Annotated in this window: 13 protein-coding genes; 3 read left to right on the top strand and 10 right to left on the bottom strand. The window is 31.6% G+C overall.

Going from position 1 to position 14,445, the window contains the following annotated elements:
- Positions 1-507: 507 nt before the first annotated feature.
- On the bottom strand, positions 508-3,051 hold the full coding sequence (locus BN1075_RS13430) for a YhgE/Pip domain-containing protein (protein ID WP_040193732.1): 2,544 nt from the start codon (positions 3,049-3,051) through the stop codon (positions 508-510).
- A 295-nt stretch (positions 3,052-3,346) separates the two neighbouring features.
- On the opposite strand from BN1075_RS13430, the gene BN1075_RS13425 reads away from it, so the two are divergent.
- Positions 3,347-3,928 (top strand): TetR/AcrR family transcriptional regulator, encoded by a 582-nt coding sequence (locus tag BN1075_RS13425; RefSeq protein WP_040193731.1) that lies wholly within the window; start codon positions 3,347-3,349, stop codon positions 3,926-3,928.
- A 352-nt stretch (positions 3,929-4,280) separates the two neighbouring features.
- Here BN1075_RS13425 and BN1075_RS13420 read toward each other — a convergent pair whose 3' ends face one another.
- From BN1075_RS13420 to BN1075_RS13380, 9 genes are all read right to left on the bottom strand, one after another.
- On the bottom strand, positions 4,281-4,694 hold the full coding sequence (locus BN1075_RS13420) for a hypothetical protein (protein ID WP_235777804.1): 414 nt from the start codon (positions 4,692-4,694) through the stop codon (positions 4,281-4,283).
- Positions 4,695-4,930: 236 nt separating this feature from the next.
- Entirely contained in the window at positions 4,931-5,959 is a 1,029-nt protein-coding gene (locus BN1075_RS13415) for an alpha-L-fucosidase (protein ID WP_197072317.1), read from the bottom strand.
- A 21-nt stretch (positions 5,960-5,980) separates the two neighbouring features.
- The gene (locus BN1075_RS13410; RefSeq protein WP_040193728.1) at positions 5,981-6,586 is read right to left on the bottom strand and encodes a DUF3267 domain-containing protein; all 606 of its coding nucleotides are present in this window, start codon (positions 6,584-6,586) and stop codon (positions 5,981-5,983) included.
- Between the two features lie 278 nt (positions 6,587-6,864).
- Positions 6,865-7,101, bottom strand: a complete 237-nt coding sequence (locus BN1075_RS13405; protein ID WP_040193727.1) for a glutaredoxin domain-containing protein — start codon at positions 7,099-7,101, stop codon at positions 6,865-6,867.
- A gap of 13 nt (positions 7,102-7,114) precedes the next feature.
- Entirely contained in the window at positions 7,115-8,041 is a 927-nt protein-coding gene (locus BN1075_RS13400) for an NAD(P)/FAD-dependent oxidoreductase (protein ID WP_040193726.1), read from the bottom strand.
- Between the two features lie 512 nt (positions 8,042-8,553).
- Positions 8,554-9,291: an amino acid ABC transporter ATP-binding protein gene (locus BN1075_RS13395; protein WP_040193725.1), complete on the bottom strand. Its 738-nt coding sequence runs from the start codon at positions 9,289-9,291 to the stop codon at positions 8,554-8,556.
- Between the two features lie 13 nt (positions 9,292-9,304).
- Positions 9,305-10,738, bottom strand: coding sequence for an ABC transporter permease subunit (locus tag BN1075_RS13390; RefSeq protein ID WP_040193723.1), 1,434 nt, complete (start codon positions 10,736-10,738; stop codon positions 9,305-9,307).
- 365 nt (positions 10,739-11,103) lie between these two features.
- Positions 11,104-11,559: a YdeI/OmpD-associated family protein gene (locus tag BN1075_RS13385; protein WP_040193722.1), complete on the bottom strand. Its 456-nt coding sequence runs from the start codon at positions 11,557-11,559 to the stop codon at positions 11,104-11,106.
- Positions 11,560-11,688: 129 nt separating this feature from the next.
- Entirely contained in the window at positions 11,689-12,960 is a 1,272-nt protein-coding gene (locus tag BN1075_RS13380; protein WP_040193721.1) for a glycoside hydrolase family 1 protein, read from the bottom strand.
- Positions 12,961-13,319: 359 nt separating this feature from the next.
- Here BN1075_RS13380 and BN1075_RS13375 point away from each other — a divergent pair, with 359 nt between their 5' ends.
- Both BN1075_RS13375 and BN1075_RS13370 read left to right on the top strand, forming a co-directional pair.
- Positions 13,320-13,775 (top strand): VOC family protein, encoded by a 456-nt coding sequence (locus tag BN1075_RS13375; RefSeq protein ID WP_040193720.1) that lies wholly within the window; start codon positions 13,320-13,322, stop codon positions 13,773-13,775.
- A 196-nt stretch (positions 13,776-13,971) separates the two neighbouring features.
- Positions 13,972-14,445 (top strand): hypothetical protein, encoded by a 474-nt coding sequence (locus BN1075_RS13370; RefSeq protein ID WP_040193719.1) that lies wholly within the window; start codon positions 13,972-13,974, stop codon positions 14,443-14,445.

Raw genomic sequence — 14,445 nt, 5'->3', positions numbered from 1 at the left:
TTCTCCTTTGCACTGTTCATTTAAGCGAACTCTTCCTTATATGATACTTTTGAAGAAAATCTTATACCTCTTCATTTTCTATCTTATTCTGAAATATAATAAATAAAGCTCGTCCAAATCTATTTATTGTATTATATTAATTTCATTTAAAAAAAAGAATTGTGAAATTAGATTTCGCTAAATATGTTGTTTCTTTAGTTAATTATGATGCCTTTTATAAAAATAAAAGCCTCTTACTTATAAATTAATACTACTATGTTATAGATGAACTCAATAAAATATAAAGCCTCTGATTCCTTAAAAGGAATTAGAGGCTTTTATTAAATAACGTCTATTCACTTCTAGGATCAATTCTATTAAACAATGTAATAGATATCATAGTTTAAGTCAATTGAGTTTACACTTATTTAGGATTATTAATAAATTATACATATGTAAACTAATAAAAGGTAAAGAAATTTAACTAATGAGCTTTTCTTTACCTTTTACTTGATTATTTTCCTGCTTCTATCTTGCTGCAGTGATTCTTTCAGATAGCTTTTCCCCCTTATCTCTGAAGATAACACATATAATTAAAAATACTACCATTATTAAAGCTAAGATACCAAAATCTTTTAACATCACCATTGAATTAATTGATGTTGCAGAAATTACTTCTCTTAAAACTTCAACTGCATAGGTGAATGGCATAAATGGATTGATTACTCTGAAGAATTTTGGAACTACTTCTAGTGGGAAGGTCCCTCCACAGCCTGTTAATTGAAGAATTAAAAATACGATGGAAATCAATCGTCCTGCATCTCCAAGTAATAAAATCAAACATTGAACTATTGCAACAAACACTAAAGATAGGAAGATATTAGTTCCAATAAATCCTATGGTACTCACTGGTTTAAGTCCTAAGAAACCAAGAACTATAAAGCTTACAAGTAGTGCTTGTAAAATACCAACAATGCTGAAGGTAATAAATTTACCTACAACCTTACTTACTCTGCTTGCCTCTTCTTCTTCCTTACTAACCTTCATAGGAACAACGAAGAACATCATTATTGCTCCTATCCATAAAGATAGTGGAATAAAATATGGAGCAAAGCCTGTACCGTAGTTTGGTACTGGGTTTACTGAAGAATTGTCTAACTTAACAGGATTTGCAACATAGTCACCCATTACTGTTGATGAGTTAACAAGCCCATCCTTCATTTCCTTAGCCCCATCACTTAACTTTGTACTAAGTTCAGTGGAACCATCCTTAAGCTGAGTTACTCCCTTTGTAAGTTCTGGAATTGAACTATTCAAATCAGCAATTCCATTATTTAATTTAACTTGACCTTCAAGTATTGCTGATGAACCACTTTGCAAATCTTTAGCTCCAGTTAATAAACTAGTAGTTCCAGAAAGTAGACTTTGAGATCCATCCTTTAACTGACTTGTTCCAGTTGAAATGTGATTTATTCCTCCTTGAAGCTCTGGTAACTTACTGTTTAGGCTTGAATTTCCTTGTGACACTGAAGCAAGCCCATATCCAAAGCCATCTTTATTAGTTAATATCATGTTGTTATAAAGTTCATTGGTTCCTGAACTTAACTGTCCCACAGCACCTTTAATCTGTGCCACACTTCCAATTAAACTATCTGTTCCCTTAGCCATTGCAGCCGTACCTGTAGCAAATTCGCTAGTTTTGTCTGCAAATTCACTTACACCAGCCATATAAGTTTGTAACCCTTGCTGATTAAAGTTATTTACTCCAGCTACTAAATTATCGCCACCCTGTACAAGCTGTTGAAGTCCAGCCTGTCCTTGCTCTTTTCCAGCGCTTAAGTTATTTAAGCTTGAAAGAACAGCCTGCATATTAGGGTCATTCATAAGCTGTGGATTACTTTGAAGTAACGCTGCCACATTTGTTCCTATGTTTTCAACTTCCTTAGTTGTTTCTGCTACGCCAGCTGCTACTGCCTTTATTCCTGAATTTAAATTCTGAGCTCCTTCAATAAGCTGATTATAACCTTCAGTTACGATTTCATCTACAGCTTTTATATCACTGGCCCCCTTCTGAAGTGCTGAAATATTGCTTTGAAGCTGTTTTGAACCTTCACTTAAAGCTGTTATATCCTTTTCTCCATTATTTAACTGAGTATCTAAAGCATTTAAGCCACCATTGATGTTACTAATACCTGGTAAAACCTTATTAGTATAACTATCAAATAAAGTTTTGCTTCCAGATGCTAAAGCTCCTACCCCCTGTGTAAGCTCAGGTACTTTGCTTTCCAAAACAGCAACGCCATCCTTAACCTGTGAGGCTCCTGAATTTAAAGCTGAGGCACCATCATTTAATGCTGATGCTCCACTTTTTAAAGTATTAATACCACCATTTAACTGACTTTGTACACTTGTAAGTTCATTAGAACCCTTATAAAGAGCCCCAATTCCTGTTGTCACGGCTGGCATTTTGTCACTTAATGTACCAATTCCATCCTTAAGCTTAGTGCTTCCATCTGCAGCATCCTTCATTCCATCCTTTGCTTTGTACAAATTATCAAAGGCCACATTTACATAGTTACTTGTTATGGATGCAGTAACGTTAGCCTTGAATTCAGATTGAACCTTAGAGTTTATCTGCGCAGCTAAAAAATTCTTCTTGTCATTACAAGTAAAAGAGATTGTTGCTGTTTTAGGTCTACCTTCCTTTGCAGCAATAACATCTTTTGAAAAGCCTTCAGGAATCTTAACTACAGCGTAATATTTACTGCCTTCTAAACCATCCTCAGCAGTTTTCTCATCAGTTATTTTCCATCCAACTTCCTCATTATTCTTTAGTTCATCAAGAATGTCATTGCCATAGTTAACCTTTTTGCCATCAAGGACAGCACCATTATCTTCATTAACTACAGCGACTGGCACATCTTCTAGTTTTGCATAGGGATCCCAAAAAGCATCTAAATATAGTAAAGAATAAAGCATTGGTACTACAATGATTGCTACTATACTGATGATTAAGAATTTGTTTTTTGTAATACTTTTTAAATCCTTTCCTGCGATTTTAAAAATATCCACACTATCACCTTCTGTAAAGTTTTTGTACTGGGTAGTCAGTACAATTATATTATATTACTAGTTATTGAAAAATTTAACTCTTTCAAATGAATCTTTTTTGTTACATAGTTATCAAAATTTAACAGATTTCTTGCTGAACTCCCTTCTAAAATCCATACAATAATTCAGAACTCAATAAAAAAATCAATATTCCATTTGTGTATTAAAAGTAAAATATGCACAAAATAGATTTTTTCTCATTAAAAGTGCTATAATATATAATTATATTTACTAAATTATGGGTTAGGTGAGAAATATGAATAAAACCAAAACCGCTATTTTTGAAGCAGCCATTAAGGTGTTCTCCAGTTATGGATATACAGGGGCTACCATGGACGAAATAGTTAGTAATGCAGGTGTTGCAAAGGGATCATTATATTATCATTTTAAAAATAAAGAAGAATTATTTAACTTTATTGTGGATGAAGGAGTTAACTTAATCCTTAAAAAGGTGGACAAGGCCACAGAGGGTATAGAAAATCCATTGGAAAAAATAGAAATATCAGCACGAGTACAGCTTAAATACGTTTATGATAACAAGGATTTAATTAAACTTATCATAAGCCAACTGTGGGGTACAGAAGACAGAAATAAATTCATTCGCAGCAAAGTTACTCTCCTCCTTGATAAAGCAACTGGTCATATTCAAGAAGCCATGGATAAGGGCTTTATCGAAAATGATGATGCTGCCTTTTCCAGCCACACCTTCATGGGAATGTTGTTTTCCTTTGCCCTTTATGAACTTTTAAATGAAGAAGACTATGATTACGACCACGTAATTGATAAATTTTTAATTTTACTGAAATCAGGTATAAGGATTAATAAAGAATTTCAATAAAAGCTCCTCCAACCATAGATGAACATGAACTATCAAATAAATAGTGCATGTTCAATGTTGAGAGAAGTTTATTCCTTGATATATATCCCTAATAATAAAAAAGTCTCTACCCCATTTAAAATGGCATAGAGACTTTCATTTATAGAATACATGACATCTATTCACTTCTATTAATAATTCTATCAAGCAATGTAATAGATATCATACTTTAGTCAATTATATATACAATTATTTGGATTATTAACAGATTATATATACCATCAACCTTATATAATTTTAGGTTTAATCTAGGCTGTTAGCTCTTAACCTGTAAATATCCATGATATCAGCTCATATTATTTTTAATTAGCTTTTATGCTTCGCAGCTTAAATATCTAAACTCTATACTAGTTAAAAGTAGTGGACCAGTAAAGTCACCAGGAATTGTAACACTAGCAACACTCAACAATGCAAAATCTTCTGCTCTAACAATATCGTCTAAGCAAAACTCTATTACATAATGACTATATCGAAAACTTGCTCCTGAGTTTTGAACTGTAATATTACCACTATTATTAACTTGTATATTATCTGCATTTACTACACCATTAGCTCTAGTAAATAATGATGAAAGTCTAATTGAAAACCTATTTCCAGGTATATCAAAATTATCAGTTAGTAAATGAACAAACATTTTAGTGTTTCTAGATTTATTAAAGGCATCTCTTGGCACATTAAAATATAATGAATATTCATCTGTATCTCCTTGAGGTAAAATCCATCCCATTATACTAAAGCCAGAATCAGCCGCTCCAAGTTGTACAGTATCAGGTTCAGTCTCAGCACCATCATTGATGTTTCCTGCATTGAATACTAATGATTTAAATTCTAGTGATTCTCTATCTCTATATACAAACAGCTTTATGACAAAAATAAACTCTTCAGCTTGCTTAAGCTAAAGAGTTTATTTTATATTTAATTATTTTAGTACTTTTTCCTATCTCTTAATAACAGCCTTATCCATTACTTTTTTTCTTTCTCCATTTCAGCAACAGCCTTTAATGCCTTTACTGAAGCCATTGGAATTCTTCCTAAACCATCTAAGCCTATATTTAATAAATAGTTAACCCCCATGGAGTTTAAATGCTTCTTTAATTCATATATCTTTTCTGGTGATTTCCAGTTGTGGTCATGATAAGAGAAACCCCATGTTTTGTTCATAGTTGCAGCAGTTTCATACAGACCATAAGGTGATGGTTTAACTCCATTAACATCATTATAATCCACGTTATCCTTGTCCATAACTTCCATAGTTTCTGGGATTTCGTTATCCCCTAAAGACACATAATCATACTTTCCATTTCCAAGACGTGAATTGATAAGACAATCCGGCTGAAGCTCCTTTACCACCTCATAAATTCTCTGGCTTTGCTCCTGTGTAAGAGTCATTGGCATATCAAACCAAGCTGTACAGATTTCACCATAATTTGTCATGATTTCTTTGATTTGAGGAATGATTTTATTTTCAAAGCAAATATTAAAATCCTTTTCCCCCTTAAAATCCCAGCTGTTATCCCATGTTGTTCCAGCAGTTTCAATATGATTAGACAAATATCCTCCACCATGATGCTCATGCCAGTCAAGATCTTGTGAATAATATATTCCAAGCTTTAGACCTTCTTTTTTACAAGCAGTTGCAAGCTCTCCAAGAACATCTCTATGGAAAGGTGTTGCATCATATACATTATACTTGTCCACCTTTGAATGATACATTGCAAAGCCATCATGGTGCTTTGTAGTAACTACTAAATAATTCATGCCACATGCCTTTGCAAAGCTTACAATTTCATCAGCATCAAAGTATATAGGATTAAAGGCATCTGCTAGCTTCCCATACTCCTCATTTGGAATTTGGAATCTTGATTGAATCCACTCTGCATATACACTGGATTTTTCTCCCTTATATTCTCCAGCTAATAATGAATACAACCCCCAGTGAATCATCATTCCAAACTTTGCTTCTTTAAACCATTGAATATTTTTGTTCATCATTTTTCCTCCTTAGAAGATTTATTATTTATTAAACGTTACAAAGCCACACTTAGTTGGGTGATCAATTATAACGGATTTTCTGCATTTTAAAAGCATTAAAGCAATAGTCAGATCACCTGATGCTCCAATAATATTAAACATGCTAAGTATAAATATCATTGTATTTTCTAATACCAATGCAACTATAAACAGGCCAATACCTATAACAATAAAAGGCATCAAACCACCTAATATATATCCCTTGAAAGTTAATGGCTCCACACAGCAACAGTAAGGGGTTGCCTGCTTCCACATTACCCCATATGAAATACTCTTCTTATCTTTGCAGAACCTCTTCCAAGTCATTCCATGAAGTAATTCATGGATAAATATAAATGCAATCATTAAAATAAGCCCTAATATCAGTTCAACTGAACTAATATATATTACTGCTGTATTATTTTTGTCAAATGGATGATATACATTAAAATAAATTACACCGCAAATTATAACTATGGGTAATGCTATTACAAATGCCATTAAATTTGCTGTTAGAACAGAAATGGTATGTTCCTTTGTAACATATCCCTCACCTTCATATTTTGCTTTTAAAGTCTCAAACACCTCTTGTCTCTCTGATGGTTTCATTACATCCCCCTTTACACAAATAGTTTATTTATTCAATTGTAACATTATATTGAAAATAATGATATTTTAAATATCTATACATAACAAATTTATAAACTAATATGAGCTGTAAAACTCCTTCATTGAAATTTAAATAAAATTATTTTTAATTTTAATTTTGGCATAAAAAATAACCTTCAAGAGCTGGAACTCCTAAAGGTTATTTCTTGGCTTTTCTTCTTTATTTACCTGGCTTTTTTAATTGCTATATTTACTTTATTAGCTTTGTCTAGTATTTATTATTTATTAAGCTCTGCTAAAGCTGCGTCGATTTGTTGTTTGTCAAATCCAAGTATAACTTTATCATTAATTACTGTTACAGGCACTGACCTTTGTCCTGATATTTCTTGAACAATGTCTCTAGCCTCTTTTTCATCTGCTACTATTACAGACTCAAATGGCACATTTTTTGTAGTTAAATATTTTTTTACCTTTTGACATGGCCCACACCACTCTACTGAATATACTTTTATCATAATAATCACTCCTTTATTTTGAAATGTAATGTTCTGCCTTAAGGGCAGCTATTGTTCCATCAGCCACAGCTGTAGTAACCTGTCTAAACTCTTTTTCTCTTACATCCCCTACTGCATAAACACCTTTAATATTAGTCTCCATGCTTTCATTTGTTAAAATATAACCTCTATCGTTAAGGTTTATACTTTCTTTAAATAAATCAGTCTTTGGTGCAGTTCCTATATATCCAAATACTGCTTTTACTTCAATTTCTTTTACTTCATCTGTTTTTGTATTTCTAATAATAGCTCTGTCTACAAAACCTTCCCCTGCCACATCCACGAGATCCCAGTTATACATAATTTCTATGTTAGGTGTATTTTCCACAGCCTCTAAGATTTTTACTTCGCCTTTAAAATAATCGTACCTTCTTATAATGATAACTTTTTTAGCTAGTTTTGCTAAAAAAATTGATTCTTCTAATGCAGCATTACCACCACCGATAACGGCAATGACTTCATCCTTATAACTTGCTCCATCACATACTCCACAGTAATGAACTCCTTTACCCAAATAAGCAGCCTCATTAGGTATTGGTAATTTTATTGGATTTGCTCCAGTTGCAATAATTACTGCTTTAGGCTTATAGATATAATCCCCTGTCTCTATAATTTTCTCCTCATTAGTTAATGATACTTTCTCAATCATATCAAACTCATCGATTTCAGCTCCCAATGCAACTGCCTGCTGTTCCATTTTTTCCGCAAGTTCACTGCCCATGATTTTTTCAAATCCAGGATAATTTTCTATTGTATAGCTTAATCTTACCTGACCACCAATAACATCTTTTTCTAATATAAGTGTATCAAGGCCTGCTCTTGCTGCATATATTCCAGCAGTCAGCCCCGCTGGTCCTGCTCCAATAACGATTAAGTCTTTTTCTTTAATCTGTTTACTCATATGAATTTCTCCTTCCCTATGTTGCTTTCTCTATATGAACTCCAACCTTTGTTAATTTTAATTTATATACTCTCTACTTCTTTAAGATACTATTCTTATTTGAAAGGTACAATTAGGTACTTTTAAGTGACTACTTTAATTTACCTTCAATATTCACACTTATTTCCAAATAACTTACGTCTATTTTTCCAGCTATCCAAATACTAATTAATCCTACCAATCGCATAAAAATTAAAAACATCAGAACAAATTTATAATTTCCTAATTTGTCATAAATAAATCCATAAGCCGTGATTAAAACAATAGAAGCTATAGGCGCTCCTTACATAACCTCGTAACGAATTTTTCATATTTTTCCAAAAACTTATAGATTAAAACAGGGCCTAAAACACCGATGGATGAAGCTGTGAATCCATATAAAAGGATAGCTATATAAATATGATAAGGCTCTTACCAATAATAAACAAGAGTAAACAGAAATTATTAATTTTAACTCTATTTACTCTTTTAATTTAATGTAAACTTACATTTGATAAAAACTCTTTAGTTCTTACCTGCTTAGGATTTAATAATACTTCCTTTGCTGTACCTTGTTCAATAATTACTCCTTTATCCATAAATATAACGAAATCCGCTATATCTCTAGCAAAGGAGATCTCGTGAGTCACAATTACCATTGTAGTATCATCATCTGCCAACTCTTTTATTACATTTAAAACTTCTAAAACCATTTCTGGATCTAATGCGGATGTAGGCTCATCAAATAATATTACCTCTGGATTTAGAGCCACAGCTCTTGCAATAGCTACCCTCTGCTTTTGTCCTCCAGATAAACTCTTAGGATAACTATCCTTTTTCATATCCATATTTACTTGTTTAAGCCTCTTTAAAGCTATTTCTTCACTGATTTTTTTATCTAAATTTTTTACTGTTATTAATCCTTCCATAACATTTTCTAACACTGTTTTATTATTAAAGAGGTTAAAGTTTTGGAATACCATGGCTGATTTAGATCTTAGATTTTTCACATCACCTTTTGAGTAATTTTCAGCATCTATTGAAAATTCATCTATTTTTATACTTCCTGCACTTGGAACTTCTAAATAATTCAAGCATCTCAAAAATGTGGATTTACCAGAACCTGACGGACCTATTATTACCACTACCTCACCTTTTTCTACCTTCAAATCTATTCCTTTTAATACTTCAAGTTCTCCGTAATTCTTTTTAATTCCCTTAACATTTATCATCAGCTTATCCCCCTTAATATATAGATAATTTTCTTTCTATAAGCCTTTGAATATAATTAAATATTTCAATTAATATCCAATAAACTATTGCTACTACTATATAGCTTTGGAAAAATTTATAGTTAGTAGATGCAACCATTTGAGCCTTAGCTAACATTTCTGCAACTCCTATAGTAAAAGCTAATGATGAACCTTTTACTATATCTATATAAATATTTCCTATAGAAGGAATTGACATTCTGAGTATCTGTGGCAGTATTATCCTCTTTATTGCTTGAGTATTACTCATTCCTATTGATAAACAAGCTTCCATCTGCCCTTTATCTATTGTGTCAAATGCGCCTCGTAATACTTCTGAAATATATGCAGAAGCATTTAGTCCTAATGCAATGTAAGTTGCCGTAAATCCGCTCATCCCCTTAAGTATTGGGAAAATCTGTGGCAATCCGAAATATAATAAGAATAATTGAACTAATACAGGTGTACCTCTAAAGAAGGATACATATACCCCTAAAATCTGACTTAATACCGGTATCCTTAAATATCTTATTACTGAAACTATTATTCCTATTAATAAACCTATAACTATAGATATAATTGATAATGCTATAGTGACTTTAGCCCCTGCTAATACAGCTTTTATTAACTTGCTAAAGAAACTGGTTTCATTTGATGCAATTACATTGCTATTCAACCATTGGTTTGAAATTTCTTCTAATGCACCATCATTTTTCATATCCTCTAAAACTTTATTAACTTCTTTTACTAACTCAACGTTAACATCATTTTTTGCAAATACCATAGCATTTACTACTTTTTCAAAAGGTTCACCGGATAACTCTAATGGTAGTTTTTTTTCATTTATATTTATCAGCGCTGATATTTTATCTATTACAACAGCATCTATTCGTCCTATGATTAAATCATTAAAGGCTGCATCAGTACTTTGGTATGTAATTATATTGGCTTCTTCATTTTTTCCCTTTAAAATCTCTTCATAATTACTTCCTAAGTCAACACCAACATTTTTACTACTTAAATCCTCAACTGACTTTATATTATCATTACCTGATTTAACTACTATCTGGGCTCCACTTTCAACATATGGATCAGAAAAATAATACTTTTTCTCTCTTTCATCTGTTATTGTTATCTGATTAGAAATTACATCTATTTTGTCTGAATCTAGCATTCCAAATAATCCACTGAAGGAAGCTGTTTTATGCTCGATATTATATCCTAAACGCTTCCCAATTTCGTTCCAAACATCTATCTCAAACCCCTTAGCACTATCTCCTTCTATAAAAGTAAAAGGATAATAAGTTCCTGAAGAGCCAACTCTAATTGTTCCTTTATTTACATTTTGTGGACTTGCATAGACTGTAATATTTGATGCTAAAAGCATTAACATTGCAACTGTTACTATAACCGTTTTATATTTTTTCATTTGTGTTCCCTCTTTTTATTTAATTACTGCTTAATATAGGTTAATCCAAAAAAGTTACTTCATCAATTAGGCACTTTTAAGTAATTATCCTATGAATCGCTTTTTATCTTTTACAAAATAAGACTTCATAATACTCTAAAAAATAATTTCCATACATAACATATTGAATTTTATGAAGATATAGTTATATAAAAATCCCCCATAGATTTTAATATCTATAGAAGATTTTGTATCTATTTATTATTACGTTAGATAACGCATTTAATTTTTATAGTTTAAATTGCATATATCAAAATTTTAATGCATATGCCATGATGGTCAATTTAAAGTAGTACAGTTTCCTTTTCATTTTCTCTGCAATTTTACTATAGTTTTTCTTTATTTCTTAATTTCTCAACAGCAGTTTCTAAACGTTGTTTTCGTGTTTCTTCCTTCTTTGCAGAAGTAATCCAAGTTATATATTTTCTCTTTCCAGAAAAAGATAAGGTATCCCAAAAGGCCTTTGCTTCTTCACTTTTATCCACAGCTTCTTGAAAATCTTTTGGAATTTCAATAGTTCTTTCCTCTTCATCTTTTTCAATAGAAACCTGTATTATATCTCCAAAGATTTTACCTATAGCTTTTCTAATTTCCTTTGTAATTCCAATCATATAGCAAGGTAATCCCATTCTAACAATAGAACCTCTATATGGATGACCATCAAAGGTTGCTTTAACCTTAACTCTTTTACTTCCATACACTGCTTCCACATCAAAGGGGATTTCAATATAACTTGCATCCTTGCCTTCAACTTGTTTAATTTCAGCATTAAATCTTTCCATTTATTTCTCCTTAAGTTCAAAATAATTATTTCTTTAATATACTTTTTTCTTTCATGGATTTTATTATACATTAAACTAGCTTTCCACGATATATTAAATCATAGAAAGCTAGTCACTTCTTTTATCTTATTATTTAACATACTTTGAATACATTGCATCAGTTATATTTTTATTTCTAATTATTTCGGAATAAAAGATACAGCTTTCCCTTGGCGTTCTAACCTGTGTTTCATAATTTAAGTTAACTAAGCCAAAGCACTCTGCTTCACCATCCATCCACTCAAAATTATCAATAAAGGTCCAATGATAATACCTAGTGATTGGTACTGAACAATTTGCAATAACCTTTAAATGATCATATATAAACTTTGAACGAAATTTATCATTCCTGTCAGCAGTTCCATTTTCAGTGATATAAATTTCAGCATTATATTTCTCATAATATCGTTTTGCAACAATGCCCAACCCTTCAGGATAAATTTCCCACCCCATATCATTATGTGGCGCCTCTGCCTTAGGAAACTCCTCAAAGAATTTAACCATACTTCTTGCGTAATAATTTATTCCAACGAAATCATAATACTTTCCTTTTTCAAAATACTTATGATTTTTGATTGGGAAGGATACTCTTCCAATCATACAGGCATCATCTATACCAACTTGAAAAAGCTGATCCATCAGCTTCGCTGAAATTTTATCGAAAGAATTATTCTTTCTGCTTGGCTCAAAAACTCTTACATGGCTTGCATAGCCAACCTTTGTATCACTAAAGCCCATTTTTTTACGAATATCATGGATCCCTTTATATGCCTTAATATGGCTCAAAGCTAAATTTGTGAATGCCTCTCTGCACTCCTTAAAAGATTTATGCCCTGGAGGAAACTCTCCGAAATAGTAGGCACTGGTAACATAAACATTGGGTTCATTTATAGTTATATATTCAGAAACTAAATCCCCCAGTTTTAATACTACTGTAGTTACAAATTGTAAAAAAATATCGCTGCTGTCTTTATTTAAAAAACCACCAATTCTTTCAAACCACATGGGGTTGCTAAAATGATGAAGCGTTAAAAGGACCCTTATCCTCTTGCTTTGCAGATATTTAACTTCTTCTCGATAATGTTCAATAACACCTTCATCGAAACATCCCTCTTTTGGCTGAATGCGACTCCACTCAATACTCATGCGGTAAATTTCAATATTCATTTCTGCCATTAAATCAATATCTTCCTTAAACCTATTATAATGGTCATTTGCCCTAGCAGGATTACTGCCATCTCTGATTTCGCCTCTTTCATACCAGTCATTCCAGTTACTATCCGTGTCTCCTCCTTCAATCTGCTTTGAAGCCGTGGCGACTCCTAATAGAAGGTTTTGTGGCAACTTAAACTCCTTACTCATAATATTTTAGCGAGAAATATTATTCTATAACTTCTCACTAAACCTCCCCTCCCTTTCATTTATATTTATTTATACTCTTAAACTCTATTTAGTTATTCATCCATACCTGATGTTTGCTGAACAATGAATAAGCTTATCCATCTATGTTCTAAGAACTCCTTAGAATATTAGGAAACTAATTTCATCTCTCAGCTTTCACCTTCAGCTTACCATTATTGTATTTTTATGTAAATGTAAATTTTTAATACTATTTTTCTGTAAATTATGAAACATAGTATTAAATCCAGCGCCTTTTGATAAAACTATTACCAACACATAATAAAACAACTATCTTAAGTTGATTAAACTGGAGGTTAAACATGTTAAAGAATGTCTGTCACATAGGCTTAACAATCTCAAATCTAAACAATTCAATAAAATTTTATAGAGATACACTAGGGTTAAATTACCTTGGAAAAATGACTATGTCAGGTGAAAACACAGAAATACTTTTTAACCTTAATAACTGTTTTGCCAAAATAGCTTATTTAAAATGCAATGAACAAATTTCAGGCCCATCCATTGAGCTAATTGAATTTGTGAACCCTAAAGCAGCCAAAGTCAAACCATCACTTAACTCCATATCAATTTCAGAAATATGCTTTCAAGTACCCGATATTGATGCAGCCTATGAAACCTTAATACAGAAGGGCGTAGAATTTATTTCTCCACCTCAATATTTTGATTTTACGCCAGATGGGTTTTCGAAAAGTAAAGCTGTATATTTTAAGGACCCTGATGGTATTGTTTTAGAATTATTAGAAGAGCTTGAATAAACGATATGCTGATAAGGTTTAAATGGAACATTAGTTATACTATTCTGGTAAATTAGAACAGGAATTTTTCATATATCACAATCGGATAATTATTATTAATAAATAATTTTTATTTAACCCCTTCACATTTTATACTAATAGGAATATAATATGAATATGAACAAAGTTCAATTTGAATTTGGAGGCGAATTTATTTATGAAAGATTTCTTAGAAAAATATAAAATTAAAGCTGATAAAAGAACTTTACTTCTAATTGCAGGTGCTTTGTGGAGCTTCGCAGGGGGGCGTGTATTCACTCTGGGGCTTGGTGATTTAACTTCAAATGCAAACAATGTAATAATATACCTATTAGTTTCATCAGTAATATTTTTTATGTTTTTTAAATTTGTTTTCAGCAAAATGGTTAAAAAACATTCTAAAAGAATATTAAATAGCCTTCTTGAACGTCATTGCTTATTTTCATTCTTTGATGTAAAAAGCTATATTATTATGGTTGTAATGATTGTTGGTGGTATATCCGTTAGAAATGCTCATATTTTTGATCCTAGATATTTAGGTACATTTTATATAGGTTTAGGTTTAGCATTACTAGGTGCTGGTTTAGCCTTCCTATATAATGGAGTAAATTTAAAATATGCTAAATTAAAATATATTGAAACTGAAAAATAA

The organism is Clostridium culturomicium (genome assembly GCF_000821305.1).
Lineage (GTDB): Bacteria > Bacillota > Clostridia > Clostridiales > Clostridiaceae > Clostridium_J > Clostridium_J culturomicium.
This window is presented reverse-complemented; position numbering and strand designations above follow the sequence as displayed.

What these genes read in the sequence shown, in the direction of transcription:
- BN1075_RS13425 (WP_040193731.1), top strand. Translation starts at nt 3,347, where the DNA reads ATGAATAAAACCAAAACCGCTATTTTTGAAGCAGCCATTAAGGTGTTC.
- BN1075_RS13420 (WP_235777804.1), bottom strand. Translation starts at nt 4,694, where the DNA reads ATGGGATGGATTTTACCTCAAGGAGATACAGATGAATATTCATTATAT.
- BN1075_RS13415 (WP_197072317.1), bottom strand. Translation starts at nt 5,959, where the DNA reads ATGATGAACAAAAATATTCAATGGTTTAAAGAAGCAAAGTTTGGAATG.
- BN1075_RS13410 (WP_040193728.1), bottom strand. Translation starts at nt 6,586, where the DNA reads ATGAAACCATCAGAGAGACAAGAGGTGTTTGAGACTTTAAAAGCAAAA.
- BN1075_RS13405 (WP_040193727.1), bottom strand. Translation starts at nt 7,101, where the DNA reads ATGATAAAAGTATATTCAGTAGAGTGGTGTGGGCCATGTCAAAAGGTA.
- BN1075_RS13400 (WP_040193726.1), bottom strand. Translation starts at nt 8,041, where the DNA reads ATGAGTAAACAGATTAAAGAAAAAGACTTAATCGTTATTGGAGCAGGA.
- BN1075_RS13395 (WP_040193725.1), bottom strand. Translation starts at nt 9,291, where the DNA reads ATGATAAATGTTAAGGGAATTAAAAAGAATTACGGAGAACTTGAAGTA.
- BN1075_RS13390 (WP_040193723.1), bottom strand. Translation starts at nt 10,738, where the DNA reads ATGAAAAAATATAAAACGGTTATAGTAACAGTTGCAATGTTAATGCTT.
- BN1075_RS13385 (WP_040193722.1), bottom strand. Translation starts at nt 11,559, where the DNA reads ATGGAAAGATTTAATGCTGAAATTAAACAAGTTGAAGGCAAGGATGCA.
- BN1075_RS13380 (WP_040193721.1), bottom strand. Translation starts at nt 12,960, where the DNA reads ATGAGTAAGGAGTTTAAGTTGCCACAAAACCTTCTATTAGGAGTCGCC.
- BN1075_RS13375 (WP_040193720.1), top strand. Translation starts at nt 13,320, where the DNA reads ATGTTAAAGAATGTCTGTCACATAGGCTTAACAATCTCAAATCTAAAC.
- BN1075_RS13370 (WP_040193719.1), top strand. Translation starts at nt 13,972, where the DNA reads ATGAAAGATTTCTTAGAAAAATATAAAATTAAAGCTGATAAAAGAACT.